The organism is Bacillus sp. CH30_1T (genome assembly GCF_008364765.1).
GTDB lineage: Bacteria > Bacillota > Bacilli > Bacillales > Bacillaceae_B > Rossellomorea.
Window position 1 is genome coordinate 331680 of sequence record NZ_VTUY01000003.1, and the last position, 18548, is coordinate 350227.

Consider the following 18548-nt stretch of genomic DNA (forward strand, 5'->3'; position numbering starts at 1 on the left):
TTAGGGGCTACAGTAAACTTCCTACGAATCCATTCATAGTATCCCCGTTCCCTTCATAGGCATGTACAAAAAGGGACGGTGGAAAATATGGGGTTTAATGGTTGTTTATATTGCGGTCACCCGGATTTGACTGAAAGTGAAATATTCTTGAGAGAAGAATATGGTGATGGGCTTACGATTTTGCCTCATGGACAAAAGATCAGAGGAAATATTGGCTTTTACTGCTGTGAGAACTGTGGGTATCTTCATCCGTTTCAAAAAGAGAAAAGAAAGAGCTTTGAAAGAGAAGCGATTAAAAAATCTAAGCGTATTAGATGGAATATTCGGTAAACAACATTTGTAGTAAGCTTCCAATTGACGGTATAATACGATAAGGGAGGGAGTCAATTGAATACATATCCAGATACGAAGAAAACGCTTGAAATAATTAAGGAGCTTGTTGAAATTCCAAGTCCTTCAGGAAACACGAATAAGATAATGAATTTTGTTGAGGACTATCTTTCATACCTTAATGTAGAAATGAAAAGAAACAGAAAAGGTGCACTGATCATTACGCTGCCTGGCGAAGATACAGGAAGGCATCGTATGCTGACGGCCCATGTGGACGCCCTTGGCGCCATGGTCAAGGAAATCAAGGGAGATGGACGTTTGCGTTTGTCCATGATAGGTGGATTCAGATGGAATGCAGTCGAAGGGGAGTATTGTCAGATTGAAACTTCTTCAGGCAGAACCTACAGTGGAACCATCCTCATGCATCAAACATCCGTCCATGTATACAAAAATGCGGGTGAGGCGAAAAGGGACGAAACAAATATAGAAGTCCGCATTGACGAAAAAGTCCAAAATGCAAAGGAAGTAAGGGAACTTGGCATTGACGTGGGTGACTTTGTTTCCTTTGATCCGCGTGCTGAAATTACAGAAAGCGGGTTTATTAAGTCCCGCCACTTAGATGATAAGGCAAGTGTTGGTATGCTTCTACGCTTGATTCACCAAATCAAATCAGAGGGAATCACTCTTCCTTATACGACCCACTTCTTAATATCCAATAATGAAGAAATCGGATACGGGGGGAATTCTAATATTCCTGACGAAACCATTGAATACCTGGCGGTGGATATGGGAGCAATCGGTGATGGACAATCGACGGATGAATACACGGTTTCTATTTGTGCGAAGGACTCGAGTGGACCCTATCATTACGGATTGCGTAAACACTTAGTCTCATTAGCTGAAGAAAACGGGATCGAATATAAAGTCGATATTTATCCTTACTATGGGTCCGATGCATCAGCCGCAATCCGTGCAGGCTTTGATATCGTTCATGGACTGATCGGGGCAGGAATCGATGCTTCTCATGCATATGAGCGAACGCATGAATCCTCGATTCTCAATACGGAAAAATTACTTTGGAACTATGTTCAATCAAAGATGGTTGTGGAGTAAATGTGAAGTCTTTGGTCACCCTTACTATGGGTGTGATCAAAGACTTTTTTGTTTTAGTCATTGTGAATGGGGTATGGTGACATTTGTGTGAGAAAAGTTTGTTTTGATTTTAGGAGGTATTTCTCTTATCAAAGCGAAGATGATAAGATAAAATAGATACAATATTAATACAAAAGAGGTAAGCAAATGATTACATATAAATTATTAGACAGCATTAAATTAAAAACCATTTACGGTGAACTGCCTTCAGAAATAAACGAAGTTCATGTCGATTCCAGAAAAGTGACAGAAGGCAGCATGTTTGTATGTACAAGAGGCTACACAGTGGATGGACATGATTATGCACAGATGGCCGTTGAAAAAGGAGCCACCCTGATCGTTGCAGAAAAACAATTAGACATTGATTTAAATAAAGCCGCATTAATCGTAGTCAAAGACTCATTCAAAGCCTTGGCTCAATTATCCAATAAGTATTATGATTATCCTTCCCGGAAGTTAACGGTTTTCGGCGTAACGGGAACCAACGGAAAGACAACAGTGAGTAACCTGATCCACTCCATCCTGAAAAAAGACGATCGGAGTTCTGCATTATCCGGTACAATCGGCTTTAATTTAAATGGAGAGTTACTTCCGAGTGAAAACACAACCTGTGACAACTTAACGAACCAGCAGATGCTACAAAGAGCTATAAATCGCGATATTCAGAATTTCACCCTTGAAGTATCTTCACACGGACTTGCATTGGGGAGGCTTTGGGGCATCGACTTTGATGTAGTGGCTTTCACCAACTTAAGTCATGATCATTTGGATTATCACGGAACGATGGAACACTATGGCTATGCCAAAGGATTATTGTTTTCTCAATTAGGTCAGGACCTTCAAAATCCAAAGTACGCTGTTCTTAATGCAGATGACGAATGGTATGAGCGCTACAGCTATATGACTCCTCATGAAGTGATTAGCTATGGACTTGAAGGGCACGCAGACTTTAAAGCAGAAAATGTAAAATATTTTAATGATTTAACGAAGTTTACGCTTGTATCTCCCCAAGGAAGCTTTGAGGTAGAAATGAAGTTATTAGGAAAGTTCAATGTTTACAATGTACTGACAGCCATGGCATGTTTGTATGCGAAAGGGATGGAAGTATCCAGACTAGTGGAAATTGTTCGCGATCTCCCACCTGTAAGCGGAAGAATGGAGAAGGTTGAAATGGAAGCACCTCTATCCGTTTACATCGATTATGCACATACGCCGGATGCAATTGAAAATGCCATTCAATCCGTCCTGCCGTTTAAAGAAAACAAAATCATTTTCCTCGTTGGTACAGGAGGGAACCGTGATAAGACAAAACGTCCGACCATGGCAGAAAAAGCATCATTAGCAGACTATGTCATCTTAACAACAGACGACCCGCGGTATGAAGAATACGATAGCATTCTAAAAGATCTTGAAAAAGGAATGCAGCATGAACAATATGCTTTGATTGGAGATCGAGCAGAAGCGGTTAAGCATGCAGTGGAAGTAAGTGAACCTGGGGATATTATCATCTTTGCCGGTAAAGGCCATGAGGATTATCAGATCATCGAAAATACGAAATATCCTCATAGTGACAAAAATATTGCGATCGAAGAGAGCAAGTTGAAGTACTGTGGAACTGAATAATCTTCTCCTGAGCAACAGACCAATATGACAGATGTTGGTCTGTTTTTTTGATATGTGATAGACGAATTTCACAGTCTTTGGTAAATTTAAACTATATTAAATGATGAGAGAATGAAGCTTATGAGATTTTCGTTGTACTTGAATGATTACGAAACAGAGAAGTTGTTTTCTACTTTGAGGTGGCTGTTTGTAGTGATCGCTACACTCATATTTTACGTACCACCCTTTTCAGATAATATCACTACCAATAAAGCGGTCTTTCCCTATTTATTAGTATCCGGGTTCATCTATATGCTTGTGACTCAAATTGCACTTGTACGTGCCCGGGATGATAAGAGAAGTCTCCAACTCATTTTAAAAGCGGGGATTATGTTCGATTTTCTGGCATTAATCTGGCTGATGTTTTTATCAGAAGGGATACATAGTCCGCTTTATCCGATTTCAATTTTGTTTGTCATGCATGCAACCATTTATTGGAGAACCAAAGGGGCCCTCATTTCTCTTGCAGTATTTAGTCTTGCATACCTTTTGATGGGAATCGTGACCGTCAACTTAACGGAATTCCAACATTATTTCACTCTTTCTTTTAATATGTTTTTCCTTTGGATCATTGGCCTTTTCGGTGCTCTGATTATGCTGAGGGAACGAGCCCATTATGCGCAAAAGGAAGTCTATCATCATCTCGCCCATAGAGATTATTTATCTGGCTTATTCAATCAGCTATCATTTCAGGAAAAGTTTAGACGGAAATTGGATGCGAATGAATCTTTCACCGTACTCCTTGGTGACATCGATGACTTCAAGAAAGTGAATGATGAATACGGGCATTTAACCGGGGATGATGTGATTCGAAAGGTTGGAGAAGTCTTTCGTACTCTCTCGGAGATCTATAATGGACAGGCATTTCGATATGGAGGAGAAGAATTTGTCATCTTATTGCCACATATGGATGACGATGTTATTCATCAGTTTTTAAAGGAATTATACAGCCGATTGGAGACCTTAGCACCTATATCGATTTCCATGAGTTTCGGTCAGGCTGAAACAACGGAAGCCGAAGACCCGGAAAAACTAATCGCACTTGCCGATCAAAGGCTTTATGTAGCTAAGAAAGCCGGGAAGGGAAGGGCCTGTCTTGCTAATGGTGAGCTTTTCATTCCATCAGCAGTCTAGAATGAAAAGAAGCTGTCCTCCTTGAGGACAGCTTCTTTATGATTATATATTATACGAACATACCAGCAATTGCGGCACTTAGTAACGAAGCGAGAGCACCGGCAATGACGGCTTTTAATCCTAAGCGAGCGATATCTCCTCTTCGGTCAGGGGCAAGGTTACCAAGTCCACCAAGTAAAATACCTAATGAAGAAAGGTTCGCAAATCCACAAAGAGCGAAGGAGATGATGGCTACAGCTTTATCCGATAAGTTCCCGATTTCAGGAGCAAATGTGGAATAAGCAACGAATTCGTTGATGACAAGCTTTTGTCCAATGAAGTTTCCGGCGATGACTGCCTCACTCCAAGGAACACCGATAGCGAAAGCAAGTGGAGCAAAGGCATAACCAAGTATAAGCTCAAGTGAAAGGGTGTCCATACCGAACCAGCCACCGACTAAGCCAAGCAATCCATTGATCATCGCTACAAGTGCAATGAATGCCAGTAGCATTGCACCGATATTTAAAGCTAATTGAAGCCCGACGCTGGCACCTTTAGCCGCTGCATCGATCACATTTGCCGAATCAGAATCCGCTTCCATATCAAGTTCTTTTGGTTCAGGCGTACTATCCGTCTCAGGTACAAATAACTTTGCCAATACTAGTCCTGCAGGAGCTGCCATGAAGCTTGCTGCCAGTAAATATTCCAAAGGAACCCCTAATAAGGAATACCCGACTAATACGGAACCGGCAACGGAAGCCAGTCCACCTGTCATGACTGCGAAAAGTTCCGATTCAGTCATTTTAGATAGATAAGGTCTTACTACTAACGGAGCCTCAGTTTGTCCTACGAAAATATTAGCTGCTGCAGAAAGTGACTCCGCCTTTCTTGTTCCTAACAGCTTAGCCAGTCCGCCACCTAAAATTTTGATGAAAAATTGCATGATTTTAAGGTAGTAAAGGACTGAAATTAAAGCGGAAAAGAAAATAACGACAGGAAGGACATTAAACGCAAAAATAAACGCTATATTGGATTCTTCCGTATAAAGACCACCGAAAAGGAAGGTGATCCCTTCATTTGAATAATTGATAATAGCGTTTACAACTTGAGTCAATCCTTTAAGAGAATTCTGACCCCAAGAAGTTTCCAACACGATAAAAGCGAAAAATAACTGTATAGCTAGTCCTCCAAGGACGGTTCTGAAATTAATACGCTTTTTGTTCGTAGAAAATGCAAAAGCAATTCCCAGAACGACAATGATACCCATGATACCCCATAAATATTGCACTTCTTTCACCTCTTCGAAATTTAAGTTTGTAACTTGATGCTTTCGGTTTTTTATTTTACAATTCTTTCAGACGTCTGACAACCTACAATTACATGATTTTCGTAAAGTTGTACGGACAACATCGTCATTAGTATGCGCCAATAAAGCGTTTTCATGAAAGGGGATACACATTTTGAAGATCAGAAAAAATTTTTTGGAAGGCTTGGAACAAAAAGTATATATCTATGAAAACAAGAAAGATGAGTTCATATTGATTTCAGTCCCGGATATTCGATGGTCTTATTCTTTTACCTATGGTGAAGATAATATACAAACAAAATTACTGGAGTCATTACAAGGAAGGGTTTCAAAAGAAACAGCAGAAACACTAAGTTCCCGAATTGTTCAATGGACAAGTGAAATGTAAGTGTCCTTAAAGCCATTTTGGTGAATACTGTAAAAGCGAGATAGTGAAAATGCAAATTCTACCTATAAGAAATGATGTGTGAAACATGCCTGATTTACCAAGGTGTTGATTCTTTGTTGCATTGTCACTTTAGAACGAATATGATGAGAAAGTGAGAATGCCGAGAAAGGATTTTATGAATGAAAATAGACTTTATACAGGAAGTTCAGTCAAGACGGACTTTCGCTATTATTTCCCACCCGGATGCCGGGAAAACAACATTAACTGAGCAACTTCTTCTCTTTGGAGGGGCGATTCGGGCAGCTGGTACTGTAAAAGGTAAGAAATCAGGAAAGTTCGCTACATCTGACTGGATGGAAATTGAGAAGCAGAGAGGGATTTCGGTCACTTCTTCTGTGATGGCTTTCGACTATGATGATTATCGGGTGAATATCCTGGATACACCTGGCCACCAAGACTTTTCTGAAGATACTTATAGAACGTTGATGGCTGTTGATAGTGCGGTTATGATCATCGATTCAGCCAAAGGGATTGAAGCGCAAACCTTAAAGCTTTTCAAAGTTTGCCGAATGAGAGGCATACCGATCTTCACATTTATTAATAAGCTCGACCGTCAAGGCCGTGAGCCATTGGAGTTGTTGGAAGAGCTTGAAGAAGTACTTGGAATTCAATCTTATCCGATGAATTGGCCGATAGGAATGGGGAAAGAATTCTTAGGTATCTATGATCGCTTCCATAATCGAATAGAGCAATTCCGCGTGGAGGATGAAGATCGTTTTATTCCTTTAAACGAAGAAGGTGAAATCGAGGGAGAACATCCCTTGAAGGAAAGCAATTTATATGATCAGACCCTTGAAGATGTGTTGCTTCTGAACGAAGCGGGAAACCAGTTTTCACGTGAGCGAATAGCGAATGGAGAGCTTTCTCCCGTTTTCTTCGGAAGTGCATTAACGAATTTCGGTGTTCAGACGTTTCTGGAAACGTATTTACAATTCGCACCATCTCCTCATCCAAGGAATTCCGACGCTGGAGAAATCGAGCCAACAGCAGAGGAGTTTTCTGGTTTCGTGTTCAAAATTCAAGCTAATATGAATCCCGCTCACCGTGACCGGATTGCATTTGTCCGCATCTGTTCAGGACAATTCGAGAGAGGTATGACGGTTAATCTTTCCCGCACAGGTAAATCGATTAAGCTTGCTCAATCTACACAATTTCTTGCAGACGATCGAAGCACTGTAAACGAAGCAGTGAGTGGGGATATCATCGGGGTTTATGACACGGGTACGTATCAAATCGGTGATACGCTTGTTCAAGGAAAGCAAAGCTTCCAATATGAAAAGCTCCCTCAATTTACACCGGAACTTTTTGTTCGTGTTACAGCTAAGAACGTAATGAAACAGAAGCATTTTCAAAAAGGGATTCTTCAACTTGTTCAAGAAGGGGCCATCCAATACTATAAGACCCGCACCGAAGATATCATCCTAGGTGCAGTCGGGCAGCTTCAGTTTGAAGTATTCGAGCACAGAATGAAAAATGAGTACAACGTTGATGTGAAAATGGAACCGATTGGATCAAAAATAGCTAGATGGATTGAAAATGAAGAAGATGTTAAGGAAACAATGTCAAGCTCTCGAAGCATGCTGGTGAAAGACCGTCATGATAACCTGGTCTTTTTGTTTGAAAATGATTTTGCCATGAGATGGTTCAATGATAAAAATCCGGACATTCGACTATATAGTTTGATGTAATAGTCGTGAACACCCCTCAAGAATTAGACTTGGCGGGGTGTTTTTTTGTAATCGGATTGAAAGTGGCAACTGGTGCCGATTGAGTTTCCCCCATTATCAAGTGAATTTATCCCAAAATAAAAGTATATTAGTAGCATTATCCAGGAGGAAAATCTTAGTTATATGCATATAAGGTATATTTTCATAATAAAGGGAGGAGAGTTAAAAATGAACATCGCATGTGGAATGGAGAGGAAAGAAGAATTGCTATTCTGTAAAAAAATCGGTGTTGATTGTGCACAAGGTTACTTCATCTGAAAATCGGCTCATGAGGCAAAAGAACCATTTGCGAAATCCCTATTTGTATAGCTGAAATGACCTCTCTTCTTGCAAAAGAGGCCATTTTTTTTTATGAATATCATTGACATATTTCGATACGATGATAAAATACTACTATAAATACTTTAGTGCTTAAAAGCGTTTAAGAGAGAAAGAGGCTGATCCCCCTTGCGATCTCTTAGCGAATGAATTAAATATCTTTGTCTTGAGCAACGCAGTAGGAAATAGGAAGACAGCAATCAGAGACTAAGCGGCAGGTGAAAGCTTAGGTCCTTTATTTCTGAATTACATTGCTTATAAATCCTCTAATTAAATGAGGATTTATCCAGGGACAAACCTTTATGAAGTGGGAATAAATCAATTGTCAACTATTCATGAGTAGTAGTGAGTAATGAATAGTGGTAATGTATGACAATAGGTTCATTCCAATTAGGGTGGTAACGCGGAGAACTCTTCGTCCCTATTCGGGATGGAGAGTTCTTTTTGTTGTTCTTTCTATTCCAATTCATCAATTTCAACTTAGAGAAGGAAGTGTTACTATGTTAAACATCCAAAGCGTAAACAAACCAAATGTTATAGAAGCATCAGTGATATTGCTCGCTGTACTGGGGATTATCAGTGGCAGTATTATTGGGCTCGAATCAGTCCCTCATATTCCCATTATCCTATCGCTCTTCTTTTTGATGGTGTATGGGCTAAGTCGTAAAGTGAAATTCAAAGAGATTGAACAAGGGATGATTGTTGGGGCACAAGGTGGCTTAGGAGCTATTTTACTCTTTTTCTTCATTGGTCTTCTTGTGAGCAGTTGGCTACTCAGTGGAACCATTCCCACTTTGATGTTTTATGGATTTGAATTTGTATCACCCAATTATTTTTATGCGATTGCCTTTTTGCTTACTTCCTTGAGCGGAATCGTGATTGGAAGTTCATTGACGACGGCGGCAACCATAGGGGTAGCGCTTATCGGAATCGGTGAGGCGATGGGACTGTCTATGAGTATCACAGCAGGAGCGATTGTTTCAGGAGCTTTTTTTGGAGATAAGATGTCGCCATTATCAGACACAACGAACCTTGCTTCTTCTATTGTGAAGGTAGATTTATTTACTCATATTCGTAATATGGCCTGGACAACTGTCCCTGCATTCATTATTACACTCATCGTTTTTGGGTTTTTATCACCGGAAACAAGTGATGTGAATTTAACCCAGCTGAAATCGTTACAGGATGGCTTGGATCAAACAGGTCTGATTCATTGGTACAGTCTCCTTCCTGTATTATTCCTAATTGCTCTCATTGTATTTAAGACCCCTGCACTACTAACACTTGCGATCAATATAGTTGTCTCAATGGGCCTTTCGTTCTTACATGGATCTTTGAAGCTGAATGAACTGTTCCAGGTTTTATTTTCAGGGTACGAGTCAAAAACGGGTGTGGAATCCATTGACTCCCTTTTAACAAGAGGAGGGGTAAACAGCATGATGTTTACGATTTCCCTTGTCATCCTTTCTCTAAGCCTTGGTGGATTATTATTTAAGCTTGGTATTATACCTGTCTTACTTAATAAAATTTCAACGATCCTTCAATCAGGAAGAAGGACGATTCTTTCAACGGCTCTATCGGCCATCGGTATAAACCTGGTTGTAGGGGAACAGTATCTGTCCATCCTATTAACGGGGGAAGCATTTCAATCCCAATATAAGAAGCTTGGGTTACATCCCAAGAACTTATCACGTACGTTAGAAGATGCTGGAACGGTCATTAACCCGTTAGTGCCATGGAGTGTATGTGGTATATTCTTAACTGATGTATTAGGTGTCTCCACGGTAGAGTATTTACCGTTTGCAATCTTTTGTCTCATTTCTCCCGTCATAACGATTCTTTATGGATTTACCGGCTGGACCATAGAAAAAGAACATACCGAAACGAATCCAATTGCCTCAAACTAACATTTTATAAAGAAGAAATAAAAAGGACTGTACTGGTCATTCATCGAATTTTTTCTAAAGATGAATTATCCAGAGTGCAGTCCTTTTCGTGTAATTTCAACATAATTTGGGAAATGATGATTGTAACAATATCCCCCAATTATAATCACTGAAAAATGAAAAAGGGGAAGAACCATCATCATGATTGGTTTCTTTAGTAGCAACACACCTTCTTGGATCATGAATACTTCTATGGTTAACAGGAAAAGGATGGTCAACAGTGCATATTGCTTATCCTTATATCTAAAGAAGATCACCAGTGTATAAAGATAGGTGGTAAACCAAATGTACACCGCATTTCCCGCAATCAAGTCCCGTGTAGGATTAGAGAAATGATGCAATGGGATGATATATAGTTCCAAAAGGGATGAAAGAATCCAGGCACATGATAGAGAGACGGTCGACAGAGCAAAAAACAAGGTAATGAATAGTACATAGTGATTAGGATCATTTTCAAACAGCTTCCACCACGCTTTAGACAGTATGACAGCAATGATTAAGAAAAATGATGTGTAATACGATTGCCACCAATGGTGTTCGTACAAACTTGAATAGGTGAACCATGTTTCAATGAGAAAGAATAAACCAACGATCAAGGCAATCCTGGTTGCTCTTAAATGATATACAACAATATACGTGATCGCGATTGGCACTGAAAAGGCCTGGGAACTAATCGATCCTAACACGCTGTCATTGTAATTATTCGATAATATATGGGGATGATACGTATAGCTGTTAAATAAAACAAAGATGATATATTCAAATACATAAGCTAAACCGGAAATGAAAAGCCAAAATAATAAAATCCGAGCAGACATATGACGGTTCTTAACGACAATTATTACCAACAGGATAATGCTGATAAGACTAAGGGATACAAATGGAACCCAATTCGCCATACTAATGCTCCTAACGTTTCATTATAAAAATAGTGTTTACAGATTAGGTGTATTTATTTATCGAGGTGAATAATTTGTGAAACTTTTCTCTTGTATAAGCTTTAATATTGAAGGATTTTCCTGAAGAGACTATAGTTAACATTAACTGCTTCCGAAACGTAGTGAACAATATAGATATAGAAAGGGGAGCACCCGTTTGAAAATTAGTGATTTTTCCATACGCCGTCCCGTATTCACCATAGTCACAATGCTACTCATTCTTATTCTTGGAGGAGTGTCCCTCCTCCGAATCCCATTGAAGCTCATTCCTGATCTCAATCCTCCAGTCGGGGTCGTCGTGACCAATTATCCGGGCGCCAGTCCTGAAGAAGTGGTGGAAAAGTTGACTAAGCCACTGGAAGAAAGCTTGTCAACTTTACCAGGAATGAAAAACATCCAATCTACTTCCAGGGAAGGCTCAAACTTCATTCTCCTTGAATTTTCATGGACAACTTCCATTGATGAGATAGAAAATGATGTCCTTCAAAGAATGGATCAAACTCCACTTCCGGATGGGGCGGATAATCCCAGGTTTCTTAAGTTCGATCCAGCCCAATTTCCAATCATTCAATTCTCGTTACGTGAAGAGGGTAAGGAAAGTAATTTAAAAACGCTATCCGAGAATTTGAAATTGGAATTAACCCGGGTTGAAGGAGTGGCCAATGTAAACGTTTCTGGTTCACTCAAGGATGAAGTGGTCATTGAATTAAATCAACAAGCACTTAAAGATAATCGTCTAAGTCAATCTGACGTTATTAACACGATTAGAGCAAGTAATGTAACATCACCTGGGGATACTATAGAAACTGATGGACAAACCTTAACCACCCGTGTTATGAGTGAATTACAGTCCGTTGATGAACTGAAAAAATTGGTGCTTCAAGTGAATCCTCAAAATGGTAAGAAGATTACCCTTGGGGAAGTGGCGGCTGTTGAGAAGAAACAGCAGGACACAAATACGATCACTCGTGCCAATCAAGAATCTGCCATCCTTTTTAGTGTGTTACAACAATCCGACGCAAACACAGCTTCTGTTTCAAAAGCATTTCAAGATGAACTGGATCGTCTACTTCAACAAGACCAATACAAATCAATCAAGGCAGACATTCTCTTTGATCAGGGGGATTACATTACCCAAGCGATAGGAAATATTGCAAATTCCCTAATCATTGGCGGGGCATTTGCCATGCTTGTTCTATTTCTATTCTTGAAGAATGTAAAGAGTCCGTTAATCATTGGTGTGGCAATTCCATACTCTGTCATAGTTACATTTGTCTTAATGTTCTTTGCTGATTTTGCTTTAAATATCATGACTCTCGGAGCACTTGCCCTTGGAATTGGGATGCTTGTGGATAATGCCATTGTTGTAATTGAAAATATTTATCGGCACCTTTCTCTTGGGAAAACACCCAGAGAGGCTGCGAGTATCGGAGCTAAAGAAGTGGGTGGAGCCATTACGGCATCTACTTTAACAACAGTTGCCGTGTTTTTACCAGTTGTCTTTATTTCAGGTTTGCTTGGTGAATTATTTACCGAATTTGCCCTGACCATTTCTTTTAGCTTATTAGCATCGCTCGTAGTAGCCTTAACGGTCATCCCGATGCTAGCAAGCAGATTATTGAAGAAGCCTAAAGGAAATCTCGAAGCGAAGCGAAGGCGCTCCAAGAGCAGAAAAACATTTGCCAGATCTGTCAAGTGGGCCCTTCGTCATCGATTCACCGTCCTGTTTATTACGGCTCTCACTCTGGTCGCAGGTGGTTTTGGGTTAACGACGGTAGGAACACAGTTTTTACCACCTACGGATGAAGGTTTTTTTAATTTGAGAGTTGAATTAGATAATGGAGCATCCGTGGAAGAGACGAATAAAGTTGTAAACGCAATTGAAGATAGGCTGGAAAAGGAAAAAGATGTTGATGTTTTTGTAAGCCTGGTCGGTACAACCCAGGAAGAGTCCTTTAGAGGAAGTTCAAAAGGGAATATTGCCGAAGTGTATGTGAAAATGAAGCCTCTAGAAGATCGCGGGAGATCCATCTTCACTTTTGTAGATGAAATAAAACCTGAGATAGAAAAAGCTGCGAAAAACGTAAATGATTCATCGGAAATTTCATTTAACCTTCAGTCAACATCAGGTTCTAGTCCTCAAACCCTGACGTTCAACTTAAGGGATACAGATCCAAATCGATTGGATCAATCTGTTGATGCATTATTTAATTCTTTGAAGGGTATGAAAAACGTATCAGAAGTGATGACCGATCAAATGGAAACGGTCAAAGAAGTCCAAATGAAAGTGAACCGTGACAAAGCTCTCGAACAAGGGCTGGCACCAGCTCAGATAGGCACCCTTGTACAGGATGTAACACGAGGTGTATTGGCGACACAAATGGTTACAGAAACGTCTGATGTCATAAATGTACTCGTCCAATATGACCGTAATATTACTGAGAATCTGGACTCTCTGAAGAAACTACTGATCCCTAACGGACAAGGAAAGTATATTCAATTAAATTCTGTAGTGGATTTTTCGATAGAAGATGGTCCTGTCAGTATACAAAGAATCGATCAACAGCACGCAGTTCAATTCACTTTGAAGTATTCATCGTCCACCAATCTCGGGACAATTTCGAAAGCTGTGGATGAGAAGATAGAATCTTTGGAACTTCCGAATGAGACTTTGGTTTCATTCAGTGGTGACAGGGAGTTACTAGAAGACTCCATTGACGATATGGCACTTGCACTTGGACTCGCAATTGTTCTTGTCTATATGGTCATGGCTGCACAGTTTGAATCATTTAAGTATCCATTTGTCATTATGTTTACTGTGCCGCTCATGGTCATCGGGGTCGCAATAGCTCTGGCGGTAACTCAAACACCTATAAGCATTTCAGCGATTATTGGTGTCATTGTCCTGTCAGGCATTGTTGTAAACAATGCGATTGTGATTGTCGATTACATCAACCAGCGAAAAGAATCAGGAACCAATAGCTTTGATAGTATTGTTGAAGCGGTTCAAGATCGGGCACGGCCGATATTAATGACCGCATTGACGACTATACTTGGCTTGTTACCTCTTGCTCTCGGACTCGGGGAAGGTACTGAGATCAATCAGCCGATGGGTGTAGCCGTAATTGGTGGGTTAATAAGCAGTACACTGTTAACGATTTATGTCATTCCGATAGTATATAGCTTCTTTGATAAAGAAACGAGAAGAATGAAGAGAAATCGTGAAGCATACGGTAATAAAGAATAGTCAAAATCAAACGAGCTAACCTTACAGCTAAGTAGTCACCTCTTTAAATAAAGCAGGTACCTTAGACTGCAGGTTAGCTTTTTTATTTCCCATTTTGAAAGACTTGGAGGGGGGAAGCGATATGAAGAAAGGGATATATTTAATCACAGGGTTTCCAGGGTTTTTGAGTCGTAATATTGTGGAAGAATTAATTAGTCAAGAGAAGGCATCAACAATCTACTTGCTCCATTTAGACACTATCACTATAGAAGCAGAGGAATTAGCCGGGAAGCTTGCAGGAAACAAAGGAACCGACCTCATTTTAGTGAAGGGGGACATTACACAACATGACCTTGGAATGTCTGAAGAAAAAATAGGTGAAATACGAGAAACTGTGGAGTATGTCTGGCACTTGGCTGCCATCTATGATCTTGCCGTGCCTGAAAATCTTGCATTTAAAGTAAACGTCGAGGGAACACGACACGTTAATTCTTTCTGTAAAACTCTTCACCGATTAAAGAGATATGTTTATTTCTCTACTGCGTTTGTGGCCGGTACACGTAAAGGAGAAGTTTATGAGAACGAGCTTGAGTATCCAGACAGCTTTAATAATTTTTACGAACAGACAAAGTATGAAGCAGAGGTATACGTTGCGGAACTGAAGGAAATCCTGCCGATTACGATCATTCGTCCAGGTATCGTTAAAGGAAGTTCAAAGACGGGTGAGACAGTTAAGTTTGATGGCCCGTATTTTATTATGAATATGTTTAAACGATTATCGTTTTTACCTTGGATACCCTTTCTCGGAGAAGGAAATGCCCTTATCAATATCGTTCCCGTAGAATATGTCGTCCGAGCTTCTATATACCTCGGCCACGAAGGGATCGGAACAGGAAAAACCTATCATCTTACCGATCCACAACCAGTGACGGTAAAGGAAGTGTATGAACAGATTCTATGGCATATGTACAAGAAACAGCCGCGGGGAAGAGTTCCCTTATCTCTTTCCAATTGGGCACTGGGCTTTCGGTTTGTACGCAGATATTTGAAGGTTGAACGTGAAGCGCTTGATTATTTTACACTTGAAGGAAGGTTCGATTGTCAATATGCTCAAGAAGACTTAAGAGGATCTCACATTCAATGCCCAACCCTCTCAAGCCAAATTGAAAAAATGGTTGAATTTTATCTTGAACATTCTTCTCACGAAAATTTACATGTGAAGATTAATTAAGGATGTTTTCATGAAGATTGTTAGATAGTATCATAATCCTCGTAATAATTGGGAGGAAAATGGTAAAAATATTGGGAGAAGCATCAATAGGAGGATTCTCGAGATGTCATTTTCCCTTACGCAAGAGCCGACCCGGTACATACATCCTATAGTTTATTCACTTCATCTCCAATTGCTGGGATGCCCATGAAGACTTCTATTACAAAATTAGAAGGAATTCTATGGAGCATTGCACTCCCTGGTTTTCCGCAATTACTGGTTGGACTTTGGTTTAAGGGAACGTTATTTGTGCTTCTTGAGATTATCATCAATGTTCAAAGTAACTTCAATCAAGGGATTATGTATAGTTTTTTAGGGGAAACCCATAAATCAGCTTCTGTAATTGATTATCAATGGTTGATGTTTTATCCATGTCTTTATATGTTTGCCATGTGGGATGCTTATAAACTTGCTCAACCCAAGGAAGAGCCTTATATATTTTTACCTTTTGTCATGTCTGCTTATATGGTGACAGTTGGCTTGATGTACTCTCCGAAGGTATATTTATTTGGTGAATTTATAGGACCTATCTTTTTGCCGATGTTGTTTGTAATTCCCGGAGTGGTACTTGGGCTGATCATTCGGTCAATTCTCATCCGGATCCATTAAGTTTTATCTCTTTACGAAACGTCATTCATGAGGTAAGATATGGCTATACAACTTAAACGTTTTCTACCTGTCAAAGGGGAGTAGCTATAGGTGACATACCTAAACAAAGTCGTCAGTTCATGGATTATTCCATCGGCTTTGTTGGCATAATGATTATGCTCAGCAAGACCTTTGCCTTATTTAGGCAAGGGTCTTTTTATTTTATAAAAATCCTTGCCTATTGGAAAACTAACTGTGTAAATAGGAGGGACTTACATTAATGGATGCTTCAATGTTATTGGAATATGGTTGGGTACTGCTCATCCTTGTCGGTCTTGAAGGAATTCTGGCTGCTGATAATGCAGTTGTTATGGCGGTCATGGTTAAACATCTGCCGGTAGAACAAAGAAAGAAAGCACTCTTTTATGGTCTGTTAGGAGCATTTGTTTTTAGATTTGCTGCACTATTTCTCATTTCGTTCTTAGTGAATGTTTGGCAGGTTCAAGCCATCGGGGCAATCTATTTATTCTATGTGTCGATTCATCATTTCGTTAAAAAGAGGAAAGACATGGGAATTGTTGAGTCAGAGTCAAACAAGGGCTCAGGTTTCTGGACGACGGTATTAAAGGTGGAACTTGCAGACATCGCCTTTGCAGTTGACTCCATGTTAGCTGCCGTAGCTTTAGCGGTTACTTTGCAGCCAACCGGATGGTTTGATGTCGGTGGAATTGACGGCGGCCAGTTTATCGTCATGTTCCTTGGTGGAATAATCGGCTTGGTGATCATGCGATTTGCAGCAACATGGTTTGTGAAACTATTGGAGAAATATCCTACATTGGAATCAGCGGCATTTTTAATTGTTGGTTGGGTTGGGGTGAAGCTGGCTGTCTTTACGCTGGCTCATCCTGATGTGGCGATCCTGGATCACCATTTCCCTGAATCAAAGCCATGGAAGCTCGTCTTCTGGACCGTATTAATCCTTTTATCAGTCGGAGGATATTTATTATCACGAAAGAAAGCAAAACAGGAAGAAGCCAAAGCAGAAACAAAAGCAGAAGCCAAAGCAGAATAAAAAAAATCGAAAGCTAACGTGAGAAAAATTCACGTTAGCTTTTTTACTATGAGAAATCGTATGTCTACCTCCCCCTTACCATTCATTCCCTCCATGAGAACTTTTTTAATTTAAATTTGTATAAACCCCCTCAAAAAAAATCCGCATAACGTAACTCCTTTAATAAGGCAATCGATCGACCAATAAAAATTTAACTTCCGAGGTGTACATATGACAAAACATTCCAAATTAATGAAATCATCTTTAGCTGTATTAGTAGCAGGATCTATTAGCTTTTCAGGTTCATTGGCTTATGCGAATAACGATGAAAAAACGTTCGACACGGTTACAATTGAGCAAAAGGACAGTACAGGAGTTACAGTGAATGATGAAGCTATGATTGATTCTGCTAAAACAGAAATTGAAAAATTAGAAAAGAAAGAAACCCCATCATTACTTCCTGGTGATTTCTTTTATTTTGCTAAGCTTGCTCTAGAGAAAGTGAAGCTTGCCTTTACGATGGATGATGCGAAAGAAGCCAAATTAGTAGCAGAGTATGCAGCAGAAAGACTTGCTGAAGTAGAAGCTTTATTTGAAGAAGGTAAAGAAGAGGAAGCCATCGAAGCAATCAATCATGCCATCGAAATGATTCAACGCTCTGGAGAAGAATTACCACACGGTGAGAATGAAGAAGCTTCTAACGATGATTCAATGAAAGAGTCAGCGGGCGAAACAGAAGATGAATCGAATACTGAAGAGGAAAACAGTGAAACTGAACAAACCAAAGATGGTAATGAAGAAGGAACTGTAGAAGAAGCAGATTCCGAAGAAAAATCCGATGAAATGACTGAAATGGAAGAATTAATGTCACAAAATATCATTTCTCTTAAAGCTAATCTGGAGAAAGTGAAGAACCCTAAAGCGAAAGCCGCCCTACAAAAGAACATTGAAAAAAGTTATATGAAATTAGCCGAAAAGCTCGCGAAGCTAGAAGGAAAATCGTCGAAAAAAGCAAATGCTCAAGAAGAAACAGAATCCGATGAATCCATGAAGGATGACTCTGTAACTCCGGTTGAAGAATCAGTAGCAAACGATTCAACGACTGATGAAAACACAGATGAAAATAAAACTGTGGCAAGTCCAACAGTGAAAAAAGAAACAGAAAAAACTACACCAGTAAAAGTTCAGCACGTTGAAAAAGAAGTGAAAAAAGAATTAAAGCAACAACAAAAGCAAGTGAAAAAAGAAGGTAAAGAAGTACTTAAACAAATGAAAAACGAGGAAAAACAAGCTCGACATGATGTTAAAGAAGAAAAGAAACAACATCATCCAGCTGCAAAACAAAAGGAACACCAGGGACAGAACAGGGAAAGCGGAAAAGAAAACGGCAAGGGCCACAATAAAGATTAAGTATAGAGCAATAGCTCCAGGATAAGTTGGAATTCTAATGACAGTCAGTCACGAAGGGGATAC

Annotated in this window: 14 protein-coding genes and 1 riboswitch; of the genes, 12 read left to right on the forward strand and 2 right to left on the reverse strand. The window is 39.8% G+C overall.

Annotation, left to right across the window (positions count from 1 at the left end):
• Positions 1-126 precede the first annotated feature (126 nt).
• The 4 genes from F0342_RS24755 (at position 127) to F0342_RS07175 (ending at position 4278) form a co-directional block, all read left to right on the forward strand.
• On the forward strand, positions 127-330 hold the full coding sequence (locus F0342_RS24755) for a hypothetical protein (RefSeq protein ID WP_223145707.1): 204 nt from the start codon (positions 127-129) through the stop codon (positions 328-330).
• Between the two features lie 57 nt (positions 331-387).
• Positions 388-1443 carry a M42 family metallopeptidase gene (locus F0342_RS07165; RefSeq protein ID WP_149155289.1) on the forward strand — a complete coding sequence of 352 codons (1056 nt, stop codon included), beginning with the start codon at positions 388-390 and terminating at the stop codon, positions 1441-1443.
• Positions 1444-1629: 186 nt separating this feature from the next.
• On the forward strand, positions 1630-3105 hold the full coding sequence (locus tag F0342_RS07170; RefSeq protein ID WP_149155290.1) for a UDP-N-acetylmuramoyl-L-alanyl-D-glutamate--2,6-diaminopimelate ligase: 1476 nt from the start codon (positions 1630-1632) through the stop codon (positions 3103-3105).
• A gap of 120 nt (positions 3106-3225) precedes the next feature.
• Positions 3226-4278: a GGDEF domain-containing protein gene (locus tag F0342_RS07175; protein WP_223145708.1), complete on the forward strand. Its 1053-nt coding sequence runs from the start codon at positions 3226-3228 to the stop codon at positions 4276-4278.
• A gap of 49 nt (positions 4279-4327) precedes the next feature.
• On the opposite strand, the gene F0342_RS07180 is transcribed toward F0342_RS07175, so the two are convergent.
• A complete protein-coding gene (locus F0342_RS07180) occupies positions 4328-5545 on the reverse strand; it encodes a NupC/NupG family nucleoside CNT transporter (RefSeq protein ID WP_149155292.1) in 1218 nt (405 codons plus the stop codon).
• A 172-nt stretch (positions 5546-5717) separates the two neighbouring features.
• Here F0342_RS07180 and F0342_RS07185 point away from each other — a divergent pair, with 172 nt between their 5' ends.
• The 3 genes from F0342_RS07185 to nhaC all read left to right on the forward strand — a co-directional run bounded on the left by F0342_RS07185 (position 5718) and on the right by nhaC (position 9963).
• On the forward strand, positions 5718-5951 hold the full coding sequence (locus tag F0342_RS07185; protein ID WP_149155293.1) for a YueH family protein: 234 nt from the start codon (positions 5718-5720) through the stop codon (positions 5949-5951).
• A gap of 179 nt (positions 5952-6130) precedes the next feature.
• Positions 6131-7699, forward strand: coding sequence for a peptide chain release factor 3 (locus F0342_RS07190; protein WP_149155294.1), 1569 nt, complete (start codon positions 6131-6133; stop codon positions 7697-7699).
• 857 nt (positions 7700-8556) lie between these two features.
• Positions 8557-9963, forward strand: coding sequence for a Na+/H+ antiporter NhaC (gene nhaC, locus F0342_RS07195; protein WP_149155295.1), 1407 nt, complete (start codon positions 8557-8559; stop codon positions 9961-9963).
• Between the two features lie 65 nt (positions 9964-10028).
• Here nhaC and F0342_RS07200 read toward each other — a convergent pair whose 3' ends face one another.
• Positions 10029-10901: a hypothetical protein gene (locus tag F0342_RS07200; protein ID WP_149155296.1), complete on the reverse strand. Its 873-nt coding sequence runs from the start codon at positions 10899-10901 to the stop codon at positions 10029-10031.
• A gap of 196 nt (positions 10902-11097) precedes the next feature.
• Between F0342_RS07200 and F0342_RS07205 the strand changes: the two genes are divergently transcribed.
• The 5 genes from F0342_RS07205 (at position 11098) to F0342_RS07225 (ending at position 18485) form a co-directional block, all read left to right on the forward strand.
• Positions 11098-14187, forward strand: coding sequence for an efflux RND transporter permease subunit (locus F0342_RS07205; protein ID WP_149155297.1), 3090 nt, complete (start codon positions 11098-11100; stop codon positions 14185-14187).
• 121 nt (positions 14188-14308) lie between these two features.
• Positions 14309-15397: an SDR family oxidoreductase gene (locus F0342_RS07210; protein ID WP_149155298.1), complete on the forward strand. Its 1089-nt coding sequence runs from the start codon at positions 14309-14311 to the stop codon at positions 15395-15397.
• Positions 15398-15583: 186 nt separating this feature from the next.
• Positions 15584-16045, forward strand: coding sequence for a hypothetical protein (locus tag F0342_RS07215; protein ID WP_149155299.1), 462 nt, complete (start codon positions 15584-15586; stop codon positions 16043-16045).
• Between the two features lie 63 nt (positions 16046-16108).
• Positions 16109-16206, forward strand: a riboswitch (yybP-ykoY riboswitch).
• 98 nt (positions 16207-16304) lie between these two features.
• Positions 16305-17096, forward strand: a complete 792-nt coding sequence (locus tag F0342_RS07220) for a TerC family protein (protein ID WP_149155300.1) — start codon at positions 16305-16307, stop codon at positions 17094-17096.
• A 210-nt stretch (positions 17097-17306) separates the two neighbouring features.
• A complete protein-coding gene (locus F0342_RS07225) occupies positions 17307-18485 on the forward strand; it encodes a hypothetical protein (protein WP_223145709.1) in 1179 nt (392 codons plus the stop codon).
• Positions 18486-18548: the final 63 nt, after the last annotated feature.

Excerpts from the sequence above, each read along its gene's own strand:
- F0342_RS07170 (WP_149155290.1), top strand. The coding sequence starts at position 1,630 with ATGATTACATATAAATTATTAGACAGCATTAAATTAAAAACCATTTAC.
- F0342_RS07175 (WP_223145708.1), top strand. The coding sequence starts at position 3,226 with ATGAGATTTTCGTTGTACTTGAATGATTACGAAACAGAGAAGTTGTTT.
- F0342_RS07190 (WP_149155294.1), top strand. The coding sequence starts at position 6,131 with ATGAAAATAGACTTTATACAGGAAGTTCAGTCAAGACGGACTTTCGCT.
- nhaC (WP_149155295.1), top strand. The coding sequence starts at position 8,557 with ATGTTAAACATCCAAAGCGTAAACAAACCAAATGTTATAGAAGCATCA.
- F0342_RS07200 (WP_149155296.1), bottom strand. The coding sequence starts at position 10,901 with ATGGCGAATTGGGTTCCATTTGTATCCCTTAGTCTTATCAGCATTATC.
- F0342_RS07210 (WP_149155298.1), top strand. The coding sequence starts at position 14,309 with ATGAAGAAAGGGATATATTTAATCACAGGGTTTCCAGGGTTTTTGAGT.
- F0342_RS07215 (WP_149155299.1), top strand. The coding sequence starts at position 15,584 with ATGAAGACTTCTATTACAAAATTAGAAGGAATTCTATGGAGCATTGCA.
- F0342_RS07220 (WP_149155300.1), top strand. The coding sequence starts at position 16,305 with ATGGATGCTTCAATGTTATTGGAATATGGTTGGGTACTGCTCATCCTT.
- F0342_RS07225 (WP_223145709.1), top strand. The coding sequence starts at position 17,307 with ATGACAAAACATTCCAAATTAATGAAATCATCTTTAGCTGTATTAGTA.